The following is a 19,659-nucleotide window of genomic DNA, read 5'->3' as shown; positions in this document are numbered from 1 at the left end:
GAGAAGAATAATGAAAAAAATTTTTAACAAAGCCCTTTTAGGTAATTATATAGAAAAACATAAAATAGAAGAAAAATTTGGAGAGAATAATATATTACAACATGCACAGCTTCATTTTTATGAGAGGGAAGAATCAATTTTAAAAGCAGAGACAAAACTGGAATATTATTATTTTCTGGTGGAGGGGAAGGTTAGAGTTTTTTATCTTTTTGAAAACGGTAAATCAATGCTGTTGAAGTTTTATCAAGATTTTAATGTAATAGGAGACATAGAACTCTTGAAAAATAATCCTGTACGCTGTAACATTGATGCTGTAGAAGATACCTTTTTAATTGCCATTCCCACGGCAGTGATTAGGGAGCAATATTTAGACAATATAAATTTTTTACACCATTTAATAGAATCCTTAAGTGAAAAGCTTTATGCCACCATCAATAACAGCTCATACAACTTTGTTTATCCCCTAATCAATAGACTGTCTACTTATTTAGTTGAGCATATGACAGATCAAGATTACATTATTCTAAATTCAACCTTTAACGAAATTGCACAATTTTTAGGAACAAGCTACAGACATTTAAATCGAACATTTAAAGAGCTTGAATCAAAATCGATTATTAAATGTCAGAATAAAACGATCTATATATTAAACGAGGGCCAGCTTCGGGAATTATCTAAAAATCCTTATCTAAAAACCCTATAATGGCTTAATATTAGATAAAAAACCCCCTTGAACCTCTTGGCCGAGATATTCTTAAGGGGTAATAAAAAATTTGGAGGTGTAGCCCTTGATTAAGGTAGCAGGATTGGAATTTTCATACGATAAAAGCACTGATAAGGTAATAAAGGGAATTGACTTTCATATCGAAAAGGGGGAAATTCTAGGGTTTTTGGGCCCCAGCGGGGCAGGCAAAACAACTACTCAACGGATTTTGATAGGTCTATTAAGGGACTACAGGGGTAGTGTACAATTAATGGGAAAGGAGCGGAAGGACTGGGGACAGGAATTCTATGAGAAAATTGGGGTGGCCTTTGATTTTCCCAATCTTTATTTAAAGCTGACGGCAGCAGAAAATTTGCAGTTAATAGGAGGCTATTATCAAAAGGGTACCCAGAAGATCGATGAATTGCTAGAAAGGGTGGGGTTGCTTCCAGACAAAGACAAGAAAGTAGATGGGTTTTCCAAGGGAATGAAAATGCGCTTAAATTTTATACGTTCTCTGCTCCATGATCCAGAATTGCTTTTTTTCGATGAGCCCACCTCGGGGTTAGACCCATTGAATGCTAAAGTTATTAAAAATATGATTTTAGAGATGAAGGCCCAGGGGAAAACAATCTTCCTGACGACCCACAATATGACTGTGGCCGAGCAGCTTTGCGACCGGGTAGCTTTCATTGTGGAAGGCTCAATCCCTGTAATCGACAGTCCAAAGGAGCTTAAGATAAAGCACGGTACCCATACTGTAAAAATCGAGTACTATAGGGGAGACGGCATCAGAACAGAGGAGTTTCCTATGATGGGATTGAAGGAAAATCAGCGGGTCTTCGATATATTAAAGACAAGGGATATAAAGACAATCCACAGTCAAGAGGCAACATTGGAGGATATTTTCATAAAGCTCACAGGGAGGCAGCTTGTATGAGAATCGTAAATGCACTAAAGGCCGATATGAAGTTTCAGTTTAAGCAGGGCTTTTACTTTGTATATGTTGTATTAACATTACTATACATGATCATGATGAGGCAAATCCCCAATCGATTGATTTCCTATGCCGTTCCCATTGTAATATTCACTGATCCATCCTTTGTAGGCTTCTTTTTCATTGGGGGCATTGTGATGCTGGAAAAGGTACAGGGTGTTTTACAATATTTAACGGTAACGCCCCTCAGGCCTGGGGAATATTTGGTCTCAAAGATCATTTCCCTTGCCCTTCTGGCGGAGGCGGCCAGCTTTGCCATTGCACTTGTGACCTACGGCACATCCTTCAATTGGCCGTTATTGTTTTTGGGTGTTAGTCTTACATCTGCCTTCTTTACATTATATGGGTTTATCGTTACAAAGGGCTGCCATAGTATCAATCAATACCTGATCAAAATGATGCCCTATATGTTGGCTTTAATCATTCCAACATTAATTTACTATACCTTCCCCAATCTATGGATGCTAAGGCTGCTTCCCAGTGTAGGGGGCTTCAATTTAATCTACGGGGCCTTTAATGGAATATCACGGCTTGGTTTAATGGCCGATATTATCTATTTAGCAGCAATTAACCTCTTTACCTTTTTTAAGGTAGAGAAGCACTTCATTAAAAATATATAGGAGGCGCAATATGTTGAACACTACTTCTTTAAAGGCTGATCTAAAAATGATTGTCAGGGACCCAATTCTAATCCTTTTCTTTATATTGCCCTTAATAGTAGCCATCACCTTTAAATTGCTCACTGTTTTTCTAACACCTATCCTTAATGTGTCCTTCGGCTTAGATTTAACGCAATACTATGGATATATATTAGCCCTTAGTATACTGGTGACCCCCCTGATGCTGGGGACTGTTTCAGGCTTTCTGATGATAGATGAAAGGGATTCAAAAATTCAGGAGCTGATAAAAATAACACCCATTGGCTATCGGGGCTATCTTCTAAATAGATTGCTGCTGCCCTTCATTGCCAGCTTGGTCTACCCATTGGCAGCTTACTCAATTTTAGGCATTTATAAAATGGAGCTGCTGCGATTGTTATTGATTTGTATTTTAACAGGCTTACAGGGAATCATAATTGCCTATCTCTTATATACCCTGGCGGCCGATAAGGTTCAAGGATTAACCTATTCCAAGGGATTTGGTATTTTTAATATACTAGCCCTGGCGGATATTTTTGAAGTGAAGTGGCTCAGTATGATAGCTGCAATAACACCATTTTATTGGGTAACCAGATTGATTGTCAGCTTTAGTACCCAATCAATCGTAATGGCCCTTCTGATTCATTTAGTGTGCTTATGGGGAATTACCCGACTCGATTCCCCCGTTTAGTCAGCTTATCGGCAATACCAGAGGAGGTATAGGAATCGGGCTTAATACAGCATTTAAAACCCATGGCAGTTACCCAACCGGCAATTTCCTTAATTAAATATCTGGTGTCGCCACCTTCACCGATATCTACATGGACCTCAAGGGTGGCATGAATATTGTTTTTTTCAATAAAGCTAGAGACCTTTCCAGCCAATTCAAGGCTATACTGGGTCTCGGCAAATATCTTTTGTCGTAAATCCTTGATTAACTTCAGCTTTTTTATATCATAGAAAAAAATGCCGCCCTTAGACTTTCGTACCAGGGTAATAACAGAGACCATTTTGGTCAGTCCCTCGTAGCTTTGGGAGTCGGTTCCAATTGAAACAACATAGCTTCCATTTAAATCCTTGCCAGTGTATTCCTTAATTTTTTCACATACCTCTTGAAGCGTCAGCTCTCCATAGGTCATACTTTTCATTCTATACACCTCCAAGAACTTTTGTTATCCATCATATTGATATTATACCCCTTTGGTTCACCTTTTCCATCTTCATGGCATTAAGAACATTTTAAGCTTCGGTTAAATATTGGTGAAGCCGCAAAATATTTTAATATTTTCCCACCAGGCCAAACTATCTATGAGAAATAAATAAAAGTGAAGCCGGAAAGAAGGAAAATTTTTCAAGCCTGTAGAATGTCTGCATAAAGAAAAAATCTGAACCACGGGAAGGGGTAGATGGAGTTGAGTAAGGTTGTCGTTCACGAGTATTCAAATTATACTTTAGAAGGCCTGATTGAAAAGCTTAACAATGGCATAGCGGCCCTGGGGGGATGGGAGCAGTTTTGTAAGCCGGGAGATACAGTATTACTCAAGCCCAACTTAATTGGGCCCAAGCCGCCGGATTCTGGTGCCATAACCCATTACCAGCTTGTTCGGGCAGTAAGTAGAATTTTAAAGGAGCAGGGCTGTACTGTGTGGATTGGCGACAGCTCTGGCGGTGCCATCGCAGGAATTGCACCGACGGCCCAAAGCTTTAGGGTCTCTGGCTATGAGGCAGTGGCCAGGGAAGAGGGTGCTGAAATTAAAAACCTTGATACCGAAGGGGTTGTGGCGGTAACCCCTCAAAGCGGCAGTGAGGAAAAAATGTACCTTGCAAAGCCCATATTTGAAGCAGATGTGGTGATTAATCTACCTAAGCTTAAAACCCATTCAGCGGCCATTTTTACTGGAGCTGTTAAAAATGTCTTTGGTTGTATACCAGGGTTAAGAAAGGCACGATATCATAAAATGGCTCCTGATCCTCGAGATTTTGGTGAGATCATTGCAGATATTCACCAGGCTATTAAAATCAGTCTACATATTATGGATGGTATTCAAGCTATGCAGGGGGAAGGGCCCACAGCGGGAGAGGTCTATCAGGCAAATAAGATATTAATCAGTCCGGACCCCCTGGCATTGGATGTCGTAGCCGCCAAAATGATTGGAATGGATTTGACGGATGTACCTATTTTATCGGCTGCCCAGGAACGTGGCCTGGGGAAAGGCAAGCTTAAGGATATTACTCTTTTGGGTGATTATGAAGAAATACCCCGGCTCAAAGATTTTAAGCTGCCAAAACGTTTTAGAAGCACTAAAAGGCATAACGACCGAATGGTAGTAAAGGTTATTGATTTTCTAAAAACCCAACCGGAGGTAGATATTCGGAAATGTAAGAATTGCAATGTTTGTGTAGAAAGCTGCCCAGTCGAGGCCATTAGTCAATCCACAAAACAAATAAATTATCAAGCCTGTATAGAATGTATGTGCTGTCATGAACTGTGTATGCACCAGGCAGTTAATTTAAAAAGACAAAATTTTCTGGCTAAAATTATTACAAGCCTTTACCGGGGAAGATACAGATAGCACCTAGATGAAGCGAGGCAGAGGAAAACATCACTCAAAGCTAACTATATTGGAAAAAAGATGCCAGCGTAAACCAACTGTCATTAAAAATTAAGTCACCTCCAGTTATTTTGGAGGTGATATCATTTTTTTAAATTGACTTTTTAATAAATACACTTCCAGCGTCAAAATCCTCCTTGTCTTTTTGGCATCTTATAATAATCATAATTGATCATTCCTGATTTGATATAAACATAAAAAGTTCGAGATTTGTTCACAGAATAGACACAAATAAAGCTTAAACTATAATTGCAAGATAAAAAAATAATATTGAGGAGGAATGAATTATGAAAAGAGTATTATCAACTGCATTAGCCTTGGTGCTGACAACATCCATATTTGCGGTACCGGTTTCGGCCCATGAGCAGCCGGCTGAGGAAGTTCAAGTTGAGCGTATAGCCATCAATGGCGAGATTGAGGTTCAAAGCCTTATGGGTACCGTTAAGGAGATTAACGACCTAAGCCTTGTGGTGGTGGACGCAGAGGACAATGAGTACATAGTACCCATTGCCGCCTTTAAGGAGCTGAAGGCATATCAAGATGCCAATGTACAGGTTGGAAACCAAATTGAACTAAAGGGCTTTGAAGCCAGTGAGAGACAAGGATTAATCGGTGAAAGCAAAGGGGGTACGCTGGCATTTAAAAGGGGAGAAGCAACAAATCTTGAAGATATAAAAGAAAGAATTGAGGTATTGGAGCTGGAAGAAGGCAAAATCCTTACTCTGGCAGAAAAAGCAGCTGGAACAATCACCGTTAAGATTCGAGACGGGGTAGTAGACATAAAGGATCTGGCCTCCGATGAAGCCGCTAAGCTGGAAACTGGTGAAAGAATTGAACGGCTAAGGGAAACTAGACAAGAAGAGGGAGACGAACTATTAATGACTGATGGTGATTGTGTCGTAGCCATGACAATCACCCTGGATGGCAATCTATTCTTTGCCAATGAAATGACTATCAATGGTGTCACCATTACATTGCCACAGCAAGTAAGGCCAGCAACTGCAATAGAAGCAAAAGAAATAGAGTAGGTTATTATATAGATCAGCCAATGCCTGCTATGGGCCAACAGCCTAAGCAGGTATTGGCATTTGGTTTTTGGCTTGGAGGGATTTGATGAACAGAAATCTGCTTTTGATTGAGGACGAAAGAAGAATGCGGGAAATCATGGTAGATTATTTTGCTAAGGAAAACTACCATATCTTTGAAGCCGCCAACGGAAGAGAGGCCCTGGAAATGTTTGGGGAAAACAGTATACATTTAGTGATATTAGATATCATGATACCTGAAATAGATGGGTGGGCGGTTTGTAAAAGAATCAGAAAAGAATCTGATATACCGATTATTATGTTGACGGCCCGATCTGATGAGGATGATAAGCTAATGGGCTACGAGCTGGGGGCCGATGACTATATAACAAAGCCCTTTAGCCCAAAGGTATTGGTGGCAAAGTGTAAAACCCTGTTAAAGCGGGTAGAGGGTAATATCGGCAAGGAAGATAATACATTGATTTGTGCCGGGATCGAAGTCAACAGGTCTTCCCGCACTGTTAAAATTGAAGATGAATTGCTTGAGCTGACACCAAAGGAATTTGATCTGCTGGTGTATATGATTGAAAATAAGGAAATGGTGCTAACTAGAGAAAGTATCATTAACCATATATGGGGATACGACTATTTTGGTGATCTACGTACCATCGATACCCATATAAAAAAGCTCCGTAGCAAGTTAAAGGATAAGGCTAAACACATTAATACAATTAATCGGATAGGTTATAAATTTGAGGTGAATAAATGAGAAGAAAGAGTATTACCTTTAAGCTATTTATTATTACGACTTTTTTCTTCATCTTATTTTTATTGATGCAGGCCTTTAGTCAATCCATGTTCTTCGAGGGCTTTTACATACGTCATAAAATTAGCCAGCTTGAAAAAAATGTGATGGAATTCAGTCAGAAATATCGTAAAGAGGCCTGGGATCAAGCTACCGTCACCAAAAATATTAATCAATTTATTAATGAAAACAATGCACAGGTGGTTATTTTGAATGAAAATGGTGCTGCAAAGCATATGGCCTCCTTCAATCTGGTGCTGGAAACAGAAGAGCATGAAGTCATAACCGTACTAATTAACAATATGAATATGCTGGAATTAATACAACAATCAAATCTTAAACCGGGCGATACAGTTGCCATAAGGGGTGTATATGGTGTTGGAAAAAATAACTTGTTATATCCCTACAGCATATCCAGCAATAATCAACGAGATTCATTAGTTGTGGCCGCTAATAGTGTTACATTAAATGATGACCCGATTGACAGGGTTGCTCTAATAAGAGGTGTGAAGCCGGAGCCGACACAAAAAGTTGTTGAAGCCGCTGAGGCTGTTGAGATGAAAACTGAGATCCTGCGGATTAATATGCAGGAAATAAAGGGAACTATCATTGAATTAAATCTGCCGGAGCATAAGGATTATCTGCTTCCATTTAGAGAAAACATGCTTTGGTCAGCTATTGACAACTGGTTCTGGCTTTCAAAAACCAGTGATTTTTCATTGGAGCAGGATCAGATTATCAGTTATCAATATGTTAATCCACTAAATGGTATTGAAAACATTGTACTGGTTAAGCCAATCTTTGAAAATGGTGTGCTAAAGGAAATGATCTTTGCCCTGTCATCCCTTCAGCCCGTTGGAGAAGCCATGAAGGCCATGAAGGCCTATTATATATACGGATTCATTGGAGCCCTGCTGATTATATTACTATTATCCTACATTTATTCCCGATTAATTGCCCATCCTTTAATTAAAATTAATGACGTAGCCATTAAAATGGCAGAACTAGACTTTTCAGTACAATGTGATGTTATGTCTGATGATGAAATTGGCAATCTGGCCAGTAGTCTCAACGTATTATCAACAAACCTAAAGAATAATATGGAAACCCTTAAGGATACAAACGAAAGATTAAAAATTGAAATTGAAAAGGAGCGGAGCCTGGAACGGATGAGAAAAGAGTTTGTTTCTAGTGTATCCCATGAGCTGAAGACCCCATTGGGAATAATGAGGGGTTTTACCGAGGGGTTAAAGGATGGTGTAGCCATGGAAAAACGAGACTATTATTTTGATGTGCTATTAGATGAAATAGAGAAGATGGATGCCCTGGTACTGGATATGCTGGATTTATCAAAGCTGGAATCAAAGGCATATGAGCTATTTACCGAGGAATTTGATATTTTAGCTTTAATTGATACAATCGTGAATCGGTTTAAACAACAGCTGGAAGATAAAAGTATCAAGCTGCATATTAATGATAGCCATTGCTATTGGGTAATGGCCGATAAACGAAGAATTGAGCAGGTCATTGTTAACATACTTACCAATGCCCTCAGGCATACCGACTATAAAAGATCAATAGACATTGTTATTAAAGAGGAAGGGGCTAATATTTTACTTGAAATTGAAAATGAAGGCAAACCCATTCCGCATGATAAGCTAAAGCATATATGGGATCGCTTCTACCGGGTCGAAGCGTCCAGAAATCGACAGGCTGGGGGAACGGGCCTTGGGTTATCTATTGTAAAAAATATATTAGAGCTGCATAATAGTGAATTTGGCGTTATGAATACTGTCAAGGGCGTTAAGTTTTATTTTACCCTTAAAAAATGCGTAGAATAAGCCTTAAGAAAAGAAAAAAGACCATCAGCCTTTAAAATATGCTGACGGTCATATGGGAGTACCGAATATTATATGGGATTACTTTTTTTAATCAATCGATAAACCGGAAGCCCCACCAGGGTAATACCAAAGCCATATAGGGCATAGGTAGTATCGGTTAGAAGGGTGCTTAAAATAATGTAGGTACCGCCAATAATTCCAAGGCAAGGGATAAAGGGATACAGCGGTACCCTATAGCTTCGAGGAAGGTGGTTGAATCGTTTCCTTAAAACAAAAATACCAGAAACAGCCATAATAAAAAACAGCCAGCTTACAAACATTGCCAGGTTCGTTAAGATTTCAAAGGAACCACTAAGCACATAAATAGAGGCTAGCACACCCACCAGTACAAAGGAATTGAGGGGTGTTTCGAATCGTTGATCAATTTTCCCAAAGGTCTTTGAAAAGGGAAAAAGCTGATCCTGGGCCATGGCGAAGGGAATTCTAACCCCTGTCAGTAAATAACCGTTCAGGGCACCAAAGATTGAAATCATAATTCCTGCAGCAATGAAACCTGCCCCGCCATTACCAAATAGTACAATGGCTGCATCTGAAGCAGGCGTACTGGAGGCAATTACTTTATCAACAGGGATAATATTAATAATGGCAAGATTAATCAATACATAAACTAAAATCGTCAGAGATAATCCTAAAATAATAGATCTTGGCAAGTCTCGATTGGGGTTTTTAAGCTCGCCAGACATATTACCGACACCGACCCAGCCATCGTAGGCCCACAGAGTTCCCAGAAGGGCAGCGCCAAAGCCCGCCAAGCCAGTAGTACTGCCGGTGGCCGAGGTGACCGCCCCAAAGCCACCTGCAGTGCCCTTGACCAATCCAAAGCCAATGATAATAACAATGGGGATCAGCTTTGCAATGGTAGAAATAAACTGTACCTTGCTTCCCAGCTTTGTTGATAAAATATTAACTAAAATGAGCAGGTAGATAAGTGCGATGGCCAGGATTTTTTGACTGAAGTCTGATAATGGAATAAAAAAGGTGGCCTGGGTTACAAAAACAATCGAAAGGGCGGCGGTAACCCCTGGAACATAAATCAGTGACTGTACCCAGCCAAATAAAAATGCCCAACGTTCACCATATAATTCCTTTAAATAAATAAAAATGCCCCCGGTCTTGGGAATAGCAGTGGCAATTTCAGTAATGGTCAGGGCAGAAGCAATTGTAACCAACCCACCCAGAGCCCATGCTAAAACTCCCAAAAAAGGGGTACCGGCATTGGCAAAGACAGCAGAAGATTTAAAAAAGATTCCAGAGCCAATAACAACCCCCACTACCATGGTGATAGCCTCACCAAGACCAATTTCCTTCTTTAAAGACCTTATTTTTTCTTGCTTAATTGATACGCTGCTTTTTACTGTACTCACATTTCTCCATCCTTCCTACGCTGTAATGAGTCCTTCCTAAAGCTAATAACTTATATTAAGCATTGATTTCCACATTCATTCTATTGATTTAATTACAGGTTGTCAACCATTATTTTGTTTCATATTTTCTTACTTTACAGTCCTTGCGTTAACAAGCCTATTGAATTATACTATTATGATAGAACAGGGTAGTTGGTTTAGCTGCAAATCAGCCCTACATATCTGTATAAGGAGATGAAGTAATGAAGGAATTATTGGCATTATTTCTTGTTTTTGCCCGTATGGGAGCATTCACCTTTGGCGGTGGTTATGCCATGCTGCCCATCATCCAAAGGGAAATTGTTGAGAAGAAAAAATGGGCCACGGATGATGAGGTTATTGACTATTATGCTATAGGTCAATGTACCCCGGGCATTATAGCCATTAATGTGGCTACATTTATTGGCTACCGAAGAAGGGGGATACCCGGGGCGATTGTGTCTACCCTGGGAATGGTCTTTCCATCTGTTTTGATAATTACCATTATTGCGGCCTTTTTCACACATTTTCAAGATTATGCCGTGGTACAGCATGCCTTTTCCGGCGTAAGAATTGTGGTGGTGGCATTGATTATACAAACTATTATCAAAATGTGGAAGCAATCTATTAAAAACTGGATCGGAATTGTGCTATTCGGTGTGTCGTTTCTGGTAATTGCCTTTACCAGCCTATCTCCAATCTATGTAATTATTTTTTCTGCTGTAGTGGGTATTGTAACCATGGGCAAAAAGGAGGCAGAGCTACAATGATTTATATTCAAGTATTGATTGAATTCTTTAAAATAGGACTATTTTCTATCGGTGGAGGCTTGGCCACGCTGCCCTTTCTTTATCATTTAGCTGAGCAATATGGCTGGATCACCTCAGAGGATCTGTTGAATATGATTGCGGTAGCCGAGTCAACCCCAGGCCCTATCGGCATCAATACCGCCACCTTTGTCGGCTTTCAGACAGGCGGTGTTTTAGGAGGGGTCGTAGCTACGTTAGGAATCGTGACACCGTCCATTATCATTATTATACTAATCGCCCATTATTTTATGAAATTCAGCGAACAGCCCACAGTAAGGGCCGGGTTCAACGGAGTCAGGCCGGCGGTGGTGGGACTAATCGCTGCAGCAGGCTTCGAGGTTGTAAAAATCTCCCTTTTAAATGCAGAGCAGTTTCTCGAAACCTATAATTTTGCTACACTATTAAATTATAAGGCTCTGGCCTTATTTACCGTCATGCTGTTTCTAATTTATCGCTACAAGAAGCACCCGATACTCTATATTGTGGCTGGTGGAATTATTGGCGTTATTTTTCGATATTAAAGAAGCTAAGAACAATCAATGGCGTAGATGCCCTATTAATTGATGAAGGCTCATTGGAGTGGGAGGCTGATGGTGTACTGTATTCCTTCTCAGGTAGAGGAATGGTTTCAAGGGAATCGTTAATTAAAATGGCTGAATCAATAAAATAAAAGTAAATGGCGCCAGGAAATCCTGGCGCCATTTACTTTTATTTAGAAAACGTTATTAAATAGACAAGAATGTTAAAAAATAAATTTAATAAAGCTATTGTTCTTGTGTTCGTTTTTGTTTATAATGAACATAATCAAACAAAAAATAGCGCTTACCTTGTTTGAAACAAACATTTTGAAACAAACATAAGGGGTGTTTTGATCTATGCTGCCTGTTGAAAGAAGGGCTAGAATAACGGAATATTTAAAAGAAAATGGGAAGGTTGTGGTAGAGGAATTGGCAGAGGCCTTAAAGGTATCGGCAATGACCATTAGAAGAGACCTTCAATTCCTTGAGGAGGAGGGCTACGTTACCAGAACCTATGGAGGGGCCATCCTGAAGGAGCACTTAATTAAAGAGGTTTCCTATCAAGAAAAGGCCACCACCAACATTGAAGCCAAAAAGAGCCTTGCTGAATACGCCAGCACCCTGGTGGAGGATGGTTATACCATCATACTGGATGCAGGCACCACCAATATGGAAATTGCCAGGCAAATCGCCCATTTGGATGATTTAAAGGTAATTACCAATGATGTCATGATTGCAGCCTTTCTATATCCCTTTGAAAACGTTACAGTTTACTGCTGTGGCGGAATGATACAAAGGAGTACCGGCACCATGATGGGCAGCCATGCAAAGGAATTTTTCAACGAGATTTTTGCAGATATTATATTTATGGGGGCCGGCGCAGTGGATATTGATTTTGGTGTTACCACGCCCAGCATTGAAAAGGCAAAGCTTAAGCAAATGATGATGAGGGCCGCAGAGAAAAAAGTTTTGGTCAGTGACAGCTCCAAATTTGGCAGAAAAAGCTTTGCCAAGGTTTGTGAAATCGATTCCCTTGATTTAATCATTACTGATTCATCTATGGAAAAGGAGCTTGTTGAATTATTTAAGGAAAAAAAGCTAAACATAGATATCATTGACCAAGCCTAATTTTTACAGCAGCTGTACCCCTCAACCAGCAGTAAGGGAGGAAGACCAATGTCGAGTATTGTAGTAATCGCAGATGATTTAACAGGTGCCAATGCTACCGGGGTGCTGCTTTCCAGGAAGGGCTTCCAGGCAGCCACCTATTTAAACTTAGATGCAGCGGCGCAGGAAAAAAAGAGCTTCGATGCCATTTCCATCAGTACCAACAGTCGTGGCATGGCAAGCCAAGAGGCCTATGAAACGGTTGCCAATACGGTAAAATATTTTAGCCATAATGGTGTAAGGCTCTTTAGTAAACGAATTGATACCACCCTCAGGGGAAACGTAGGGGCTGAAATTGATGCAGTACTGGATTCTCTGACTGGGGATGAAGTGGCTGTAGTAGTGGCATCCTTCCCTTCTTCGGGAAGAATTTCAGTAGGGGGTTATTTACTGGTTAACGGAATACCCCTTGAGAAAACCGATGTGGCAAATGACCCCAAAACGCCGGTTCATACCTCCTGTATTATTGATCTGGTTCAGAGTCAAACTAAGTATCAGGTGGGGTATATTCCCTTGAAAAGCGTATTGGCGGCTGAAGCCGATTTAAAAAAGGCCATCCTGGCAGAAAAGGAAAAGGGTAAAAGGATCATTATTATTGATGCCACCACCGATGATGAAATTAATGCCATTGCCAGCGTCTTGGCAAAAACAGAACTTTCAGTTGTGGCGGTGGACCCGGGTCCCTTTACTGCCCATCTTGCCAAAGCCCTTCTAGGAAGGGAACATGCCGCTGTTCCTGGAAAAAAAGCCTTTTTTGCAGTGGGCAGTGTGACCCAGCAGACTAAACGACAGCTTGAGGAGCTAAAGCTAAAGTATAATCCGTTAATTGTCAAGGTTGATCCTGAGGCCTTACTTGATGATCGATCGGCAGCCCTGGAGATCGATCGGGTGGTATCAGCCTTAATGGAAGGTATCGGTAGGTATCAGGTGCTGGGAATCACCACAAACGGTGGTAAGGTGCTGAATTTAAGGGCTGTTGCCGGCGAACTGAAAATTTCAGAGGACGAAGTAGCCCAGCGAATAGCCATGGGGCTTGGAAGAATCACTGCAACCATGATGAAGGTTAGCAAAGGCTTGATAGGAGGACTTTATACCAGCGGCGGAGATGTTACCGTTGAGGTCTGTCGATGGCTTTCCTCCTCGGGTATTGAAGTAAAGGATGAGGTGTTACCACTGGCTGCCTATGGTCGAATCATTGACGGTGAATATAACCACACCCCTATTATTACCAAGGGAGGCCTGGTGGGAGATGACATGGCTATGGTAGAAGGTATAGAGTACCTTTTGACAAAAATATCAAATGAATATTATTACGATTTATAGAGAAGGGAGCTGTTTAATATGGAAAGACCGGTTATCGGTATACCAATGGGAGATCCGGCAGGAATCGGCCCTGAAATTGTCGTAAAGGCCCTGGCAGAGCCTGCTATACATGAAGTAAGCAGATCGCTGGTTATTGGTGATAAAAATACCCTGACCCAGGCAATGGAAATTTGCAAAGTAAAATTGAGCATCAATGTGGTTCAAGAGGCTTCAGAAGGTGACTACAGGAAGGGCATACTCAACTTAATTGACCTAAATAATGTAGATGTTAAAAGGCTGGAGTTTGGCAAAGTTCAGGCGATGGCAGGACAGGCGGCCTTTGACTATATTAAAAGATCGGTGGAAATGGCCATGTCAGGCGAAATTGATGTTTTAGCCACTACACCCATCAACAAGGAAGCCCTAAAGGCAGCAAAAATTGACTATATCGGCCATACCGAAATTTTGGCAGATCTAACCAATACCGCTGATCCCCTGACCATGTTTGAGGTGGATAAATTGAGGGTGTTCTTCCTATCCCGCCACGTATCCCTCAGCAAGGCCTGCGATTTAGTAAAAAAGGAGCGGGTGCTTGATTATATTCAAAGGTCCTACAGGGCCCTTGAAAGGCTGGGTATTAAGGATGGCAGCCTGGCCGTTGCAGGACTTAACCCCCATAGCGGTGAAAACGGCCTCTTTGGTCGAGAAGAGGTTGATGAGATTGTACCAGCCATAGAAGCCGCCCAAAGGGAAGGAATCAATGTGGTGGGGCCGGTACCAGCAGATTCAGTATTCTATTTTGGGTTGAAGGGCAAGTTTGATGCCATTTTGTCACTGTATCATGACCAAGGCCATATAGCGACAAAAATGGTAGACTTTGAAAGAACCATCTCCCTAACCAACAATATGCCCTTTTTAAGAACCTCGGTAGACCACGGTACAGCCTTCGATATTGCCGGTACAGGAATGGCCAGCCCTGTCAGTATGATCGAAGCCATTAAAATTGCAGCAAAATATGGCCCCAGCTTTAAAAAATAAGAATAGCCAATAAAAGCTTTAAAGCCTAAGGCTTTAAAGCTTTATTGGAAGCAATATGAAAACGTTTCGATAAATATTTAACAATACCTTAAAAGGATTATGAAAGGAGAAATCAAATATGGATGCAGCCGTATCTGGCGGACAAATGATATTGGGCTTGGCCCTTGGTATCATTCTACTATTGATATTAATTTTAAAAACAAAGGTACATGCTTTCCTAGCACTTATTATTGCTGCTTCAGTCACTGGTTTAATCGGCGGGATGCCCGCCAATAACGTTATCACCTCCATTACAAGCGGGTTTGGAAGTACCCTTGGCAGTATCGGAATTATCATTGGATTTGGTGTCATGATGGGTCAGCTCTTTGAAGCCTCTGGGGCAGCCGAAAGGATGGCTCAGACCTTTATTAAACTGTTGGGGAAAAAGCGAGAGGAGCTGGCCCTGGCCATAACCGGCTTTATTGTGTCAATCCCCATCTTCTGTGATTCAGGCTTTGTTATTTTATCTCCTTTGGTCAAGGCCATTTCCCGAAAGACCAAAAAATCAGTTATATCTTTGGGTATCTCCCTGGCATTGGGACTTGTGATTACCCACTCTTTAGTGCCTCCAACCCCCGGCCCGGTAGGTGTTGCCGGAATTTTTGGTGTCAGTGTCGGCAGTGTCTTGCTTTGGGGGCTTTTACTGGCCATACCTATGACCCTGTCAGGGATGATGTATGGCCGTTGGCTGGGCAAGAAAATTTATCAGCTTCCTGGCGAGGGGGACTCATGGCTTCGGCCTCAGTATCAAGAGCCGGTTTATGACAGCCTAGAACAAGGGTCAGATCATGAAAACCTGCCCTCCACCATGATGGCCTTTGCACCCATTATTGTACCGGTAATTTTGATTTTACTTCAAACAATTTCTGCTGTATTGGGCTTAACTGGTCAGGCTGTATCGATTATTAACTTTCTGGGTACCCCCGTTATTGCAGTGGCAATCGGCCTTCTAATCGCCATATTGGGATTAACGAAAAACCTGACCCGGGAAGAAACCCTTGAAAAAATGGAACAGGGTATTCGGTCTGCAGGTATTATTATACTGGTAACAGGTGGTGGCGGAGCCCTGGGAACCGTATTAAGAGACAGCGGAACAGGGGACTATTTGGCCCAATTAATTGCCAGTACCTCTTTGCCGGTGATACTAATTCCATTTATTGTAGCCTCAGCCGTTCGATTAATTCAGGGGAGCGGTACCGTTGCCATGGTTACGGCCGCCTCTATTACGGCTCCCATGATCGCAGGATTAGATGTGAACCCGGTATTTGCAGCCCTGGCTGCCTGCACAGGATCTTTAATATTCTCATATTTTAACGATAGCTATTTCTGGGTTGTTAACCGTATGCTGGGAATTAAAAATGTGAAGGAGCAGATCAGAGTCTGGTCTGTAACCACAACCATTGCCTGGGCGGTGGGATTGGTGAGTCTGTTGGTGGTGAATGCCATCTTCGGGTAGCTTCAAAAAGTATAAAGATAATATAATAAAAGGTAGCCAAGATGAAAACCAGGCAGGGAGATTTCCTCCTGGTTTTTGTCTTGGGCAGAAAAAGAAGTCAGCAGCTTCCTTGTATCAAAAATAAATATATAATATGATAGTATATAGATCAGTAAAAACCAGATGGTTTGAACCATCAAGGAGAAGGTAAAAAATATGCTAGCACAGGCTCGACAACTATTAAAAAAATATTATGGGTATGACTCCTTTCGAAGGGGACAGGAGCAAATTATACAATCAATCCTGAATAGCCACGATACCTTCGGCATCATGCCCACCGGCGGAGGAAAATCCATATGCTATCAAATTCCCGCTCTGATGTTTTCAGGGATTACCCTGGTAATTTCACCCTTAATATCCCTAATGAAGGATCAAAACGAAACCCTGGCCCAATTGGGCATTACCTCGACCTTTATTAACAGTTCCCTGGAGGTCGGTGCTGTAAGGGAACGGATAGAAGGCCTACGCCAGGGAAGGTACCGGCTGATATATGTGGCACCGGAAAGATTGGCCTCTGAGGAATTTAAAGGTCTCATCCAGCAGCTTGACATCAGCTTCATAGCCATTGACGAAGCCCATTGTGTATCTCAATGGGGCCACGATTTCAGGCCCAGCTATCAACTGATAGGCTCTTTTATTAAAGGCCTTCAGAAGCGCCCGGTGGTGGCCGCCTTCACAGCAACTGCTACTGACGAGGTAAAATATGATGTGGTTAATCTACTAAAACTAAAAAATCCCAATACCTTTATTACGGGGTATGACCGAAAAAATTTATATTTATCGGTACAGCGGGGAGTCGATAAAGAAGCCTTTTTATTTAATTATCTTGAAGGTCATCAGCACCAGTCTGGAATAATCTATGCAGCCACCCGCAAGGAGGTAGAAAAGCTTTTTACGAAACTAAAGGCCAGGGGCTATTCCGTAGCAGCCTATCATGGTGGAATGGAGGATACAGCCCGTAGCCAGGCCCAGGAGGCCTTCATATTTGACGATGTAAAGGTGATTGTTGCCACCAATGCCTTTGGCATGGGGATTGATAAATCCAATGTACGTTATGTTATTCATTACAATATGCCTAAAAATATTGAGGCCTATTATCAAGAGGCAGGCCGGGCCGGGCGGGACGGAGAGCCCGGTGAATGTATTTTGCTCTTTTCCCAGGCCGACGTACTGCTTCAGCGCTATATGATCCAGGTAAACCAGTTAAGCGACGAAAGAAAGCAATATGAATATAAAAAGCTACAGGTCATGGTTGATTATTGCCATAGCTCCCAATGTCTGAGAAAGTACATACTTGAATATTTTGGTGAGGTGGGATTGGCAGAACAATGCCAAAACTGTAGCACCTGTACCGACGAATCTGAGCTTGAGGATATCACCATAGAAGCCCAGAAAATATTCTCTTGTATCTATCGAATGAAGGAGCGTTACGGGGTTTCGATGATTGCGCAGGTGCTGAAGGGTTCCCGGGTGAAAAGGCTGACACAGCTGGGCCTGAATCAATTAACGACCTATGGTATTATGGCAGACTATACCCTGAAGCAGATAAAGGATATGACTAACCTATTAATTGCAGAGGGCTACCTGGGGCTGACGGAGGATGAATACCCTGTGGTAAAATTACAGCAAAGGGCTGTAGGGGTATTGAAAAATCAAGAAAAGGTCTATCAAAAAATCCATTACAGGCCATCGGTGGTGGAAGCAGACCAGGGCTTATTAGAACAGCTTAGGAAACTGCGTAAAGATATTTCTGCAAGGGAGCAGGTGCCCCCCTATGTGATCTTCCATGACAGTACCCTGAGGGAAATGAGTGAGGTCCTTCCCGTAAGCCAGAGTCAGTTTGGCAGAATAAAAGGGGTTGGCCAAGCCAAGCTAGAAAAGTACGGAGAAGCCTTTTTACAGCTGATTGATGCCTACATGAAGGAGCATAGGCTTGCGCTCCCTAAGGGCAGGGAAGCCATAAAAGAAAGGATGCCAAACAAGCAGGAGTCCCCAAGTCATCAGATTACCCATGAAATGTACCAAGGGGGAATGTCAATCACTGATATAGCCCGGAAGCGGAATCTCAAGCCCCTGACGGTACAGGAGCATATCTTTAGATGCTATGATGAAGGGCTTGATGTATCCCTGGATGATTTTATCCCCAAAGAGCATGAAGCATTAATTCTCAAGACTATTCAACAGGTAGGGTACGAAAAGCTTAAACCTGTTAAGGAGGCCCTTCCAGAGGAAATTGATTATATGGCCATAAAGGCCGTAATATTAAAATATCTCAAATAAAGGGGATCACCTGACCAATTGTACTATTTGGTCAGGTGATCCCTTTATTTAGGCTGTCAGAGGGCAATATCTCAGATTGCACGTCGAAAGCAGTATTTCTGAAGGAAGAAGGGGTCTCTTTAGTCAGTCTCTTGAAGGCCATATTGTAATAATTTTGATTATTGAAGCCTACTGCCAGGGCCACCTCCAGCAAGGGTAAATCAGTTTCAAGAAGCAGGCGTTTACTTTTTTCTACCCGTATTTCATTTAATATTTGCGAAAAGGTTTTACCCGTTTCTTTTTTGAGGATCGTACAAAAATAACTGCGGCTGATTTTTAGGTACCTTGTAATACTGGTCAGGGTTACAGGCTCATGATAATGAGCGGTAATATAATCTAAAGCCCTTTTTACGTGCAGGCTATGTATTTGCTCCTCCTTAATCTGCAGATGCCTCAAATAGGGGCTTTCAGAACCGATGTTTCTAAGCAGTGTAACCAAATGGGGAATACAATTTTTTGGTTTATATAAAAGATCATTGGAATTTTCAGGCTTACAGGTGTAGGGGCCAATAATATGAATTCCCCGGTGAACTGTCTTAGGACATATCCGGCAGGCAGTAAAATAAAAATCTTCCCGACAGGTGAGGGTGACCAGGTGATCGCCGTCCTCTTCAAGCATTTTTTCTTTTATCTGTTCGTAGAGGTCAAATTGACGAAATAATTCATCATAGCGGGAAGCATACCCCTCGGTATGTATAATACTGCCATCAAAATTATAGGTTCTGATGGGGATATGGGTACAAAGATAAAAATCTTTAAGCATTTTGATAATATGCTTTTCAAAATAACAGTAATTGATCATACCAGCAGCTCCCTTTCAAAATACCTAAATTTAGTTATAAAAATCAAAATATAATTAATTATAATCTAAAAAATAGTGCTATATTTAGTTGAGAAAGAAAATCATAA

Annotated in this window: 19 protein-coding genes; 16 read left to right on the top strand and 3 right to left on the bottom strand. The window is 41.5% G+C overall.

Features of this window, described 5'->3' with window-relative positions:
• Positions 1 to 10 precede the first annotated feature (10 nt).
• From ACYQ1I_RS05665 to ACYQ1I_RS05650, 4 genes are all read left to right on the top strand, one after another.
• Complete coding sequence (locus tag ACYQ1I_RS05665) at positions 11 to 703, top strand: Crp/Fnr family transcriptional regulator (protein WP_459763233.1); 693 nt, start codon at positions 11 to 13, stop codon at positions 701 to 703.
• A gap of 85 nt (positions 704 to 788) precedes the next feature.
• A complete protein-coding gene (locus ACYQ1I_RS05660) occupies positions 789 to 1,643 on the top strand; it encodes an ABC transporter ATP-binding protein (RefSeq protein WP_459763231.1) in 855 nt (284 codons plus the stop codon).
• Positions 1,640 to 2,320 carry a fluoroquinolone export ABC transporter permease subunit gene (locus tag ACYQ1I_RS05655; RefSeq protein ID WP_459763230.1) on the top strand — a complete coding sequence of 227 codons (681 nt, stop codon included), beginning with the start codon at positions 1,640 to 1,642 and terminating at the stop codon, positions 2,318 to 2,320. The genes ACYQ1I_RS05660 and ACYQ1I_RS05655 overlap by 4 nt, the downstream gene beginning before the upstream one ends.
• Before the next feature lie 10 nt (positions 2,321 to 2,330).
• Entirely contained in the window at positions 2,331 to 3,029 is a 699-nt protein-coding gene (locus ACYQ1I_RS05650; RefSeq protein WP_459763228.1) for a hypothetical protein, read from the top strand.
• Here ACYQ1I_RS05650 and ACYQ1I_RS05645 read toward each other — a convergent pair.
• Positions 3,004 to 3,486, bottom strand: coding sequence for a ribonuclease H-like YkuK family protein (locus tag ACYQ1I_RS05645; protein WP_459763226.1), 483 nt, complete (start codon positions 3,484 to 3,486; stop codon positions 3,004 to 3,006). The two genes, ACYQ1I_RS05650 and ACYQ1I_RS05645, sit on opposite strands and share 26 nt — an antisense overlap.
• A gap of 258 nt (positions 3,487 to 3,744) precedes the next feature.
• On the opposite strand from ACYQ1I_RS05645, the gene ACYQ1I_RS05640 reads away from it, so the two are divergent.
• The 4 genes from ACYQ1I_RS05640 (at position 3,745) to ACYQ1I_RS05625 (ending at position 8,621) form a co-directional block, all read left to right on the top strand.
• Positions 3,745 to 4,911: a DUF362 domain-containing protein gene (locus ACYQ1I_RS05640; protein WP_459763224.1), complete on the top strand. Its 1,167-nt coding sequence runs from the start codon at positions 3,745 to 3,747 to the stop codon at positions 4,909 to 4,911.
• Between the two features lie 326 nt (positions 4,912 to 5,237).
• The gene (locus ACYQ1I_RS05635) at positions 5,238 to 5,978 is read left to right on the top strand and encodes a hypothetical protein (RefSeq protein WP_459763222.1); all 741 of its coding nucleotides are present in this window, start codon (positions 5,238 to 5,240) and stop codon (positions 5,976 to 5,978) included.
• 85 nt (positions 5,979 to 6,063) lie between these two features.
• Positions 6,064 to 6,744, top strand: a complete 681-nt coding sequence (locus tag ACYQ1I_RS05630; RefSeq protein ID WP_459763220.1) for a response regulator transcription factor — start codon at positions 6,064 to 6,066, stop codon at positions 6,742 to 6,744.
• Positions 6,741 to 8,621: a sensor histidine kinase gene (locus ACYQ1I_RS05625; RefSeq protein WP_459763218.1), complete on the top strand. Its 1,881-nt coding sequence runs from the start codon at positions 6,741 to 6,743 to the stop codon at positions 8,619 to 8,621. Before ACYQ1I_RS05630 ends, ACYQ1I_RS05625 begins: the two co-directional genes overlap by 4 nt.
• Positions 8,622 to 8,689: 68 nt before the next feature.
• Here ACYQ1I_RS05625 and ACYQ1I_RS05620 read toward each other — a convergent pair whose 3' ends face one another.
• Entirely contained in the window at positions 8,690 to 10,045 is a 1,356-nt protein-coding gene (locus ACYQ1I_RS05620; RefSeq protein ID WP_459763216.1) for an APC family permease, read from the bottom strand.
• 242 nt (positions 10,046 to 10,287) lie between these two features.
• On the opposite strand from ACYQ1I_RS05620, the gene ACYQ1I_RS05615 reads away from it, so the two are divergent.
• The 8 genes from ACYQ1I_RS05615 to recQ all read left to right on the top strand — a co-directional run bounded on the left by ACYQ1I_RS05615 (position 10,288) and on the right by recQ (position 18,711).
• Positions 10,288 to 10,833: a chromate transporter gene (locus tag ACYQ1I_RS05615; protein WP_459763214.1), complete on the top strand. Its 546-nt coding sequence runs from the start codon at positions 10,288 to 10,290 to the stop codon at positions 10,831 to 10,833.
• A complete protein-coding gene (locus ACYQ1I_RS05610; protein WP_459763212.1) occupies positions 10,830 to 11,393 on the top strand; it encodes a chromate transporter in 564 nt (187 codons plus the stop codon). Before ACYQ1I_RS05615 ends, ACYQ1I_RS05610 begins: the two co-directional genes overlap by 4 nt.
• Before the next feature lie 53 nt (positions 11,394 to 11,446).
• Positions 11,447 to 11,542: a hypothetical protein gene (locus ACYQ1I_RS05605; RefSeq protein WP_459763210.1), complete on the top strand. Its 96-nt coding sequence runs from the start codon at positions 11,447 to 11,449 to the stop codon at positions 11,540 to 11,542.
• 205 nt (positions 11,543 to 11,747) lie between these two features.
• A complete protein-coding gene (locus tag ACYQ1I_RS05600; RefSeq protein WP_459763208.1) occupies positions 11,748 to 12,518 on the top strand; it encodes a DeoR/GlpR family DNA-binding transcription regulator in 771 nt (256 codons plus the stop codon).
• A 48-nt stretch (positions 12,519 to 12,566) separates the two neighbouring features.
• Positions 12,567 to 13,880 carry a four-carbon acid sugar kinase family protein gene (locus ACYQ1I_RS05595; protein ID WP_459763206.1) on the top strand — a complete coding sequence of 438 codons (1,314 nt, stop codon included), beginning with the start codon at positions 12,567 to 12,569 and terminating at the stop codon, positions 13,878 to 13,880.
• A gap of 18 nt (positions 13,881 to 13,898) precedes the next feature.
• Positions 13,899 to 14,897, top strand: coding sequence for a 4-hydroxythreonine-4-phosphate dehydrogenase PdxA (pdxA, locus tag ACYQ1I_RS05590; RefSeq protein WP_459763204.1), 999 nt, complete (start codon positions 13,899 to 13,901; stop codon positions 14,895 to 14,897).
• A 118-nt stretch (positions 14,898 to 15,015) separates the two neighbouring features.
• Positions 15,016 to 16,392, top strand: a complete 1,377-nt coding sequence (locus tag ACYQ1I_RS05585; protein WP_459763202.1) for a GntP family permease — start codon at positions 15,016 to 15,018, stop codon at positions 16,390 to 16,392.
• Positions 16,393 to 16,587: 195 nt separating this feature from the next.
• Positions 16,588 to 18,711, top strand: coding sequence for a DNA helicase RecQ (gene recQ, locus ACYQ1I_RS05580; protein WP_459763200.1), 2,124 nt, complete (start codon positions 16,588 to 16,590; stop codon positions 18,709 to 18,711).
• 31 nt (positions 18,712 to 18,742) lie between these two features.
• Here recQ and ACYQ1I_RS05575 read toward each other — a convergent pair whose 3' ends face one another.
• The gene (locus tag ACYQ1I_RS05575; protein WP_459763198.1) at positions 18,743 to 19,552 is read right to left on the bottom strand and encodes a helix-turn-helix transcriptional regulator; all 810 of its coding nucleotides are present in this window, start codon (positions 19,550 to 19,552) and stop codon (positions 18,743 to 18,745) included.
• Positions 19,553 to 19,659 lie beyond the last annotated feature (107 nt).

It is taken from the genome of Alkaliphilus crotonatoxidans, from assembly GCF_054658015.1.
This window is presented reverse-complemented; position numbering and strand designations above follow the sequence as displayed.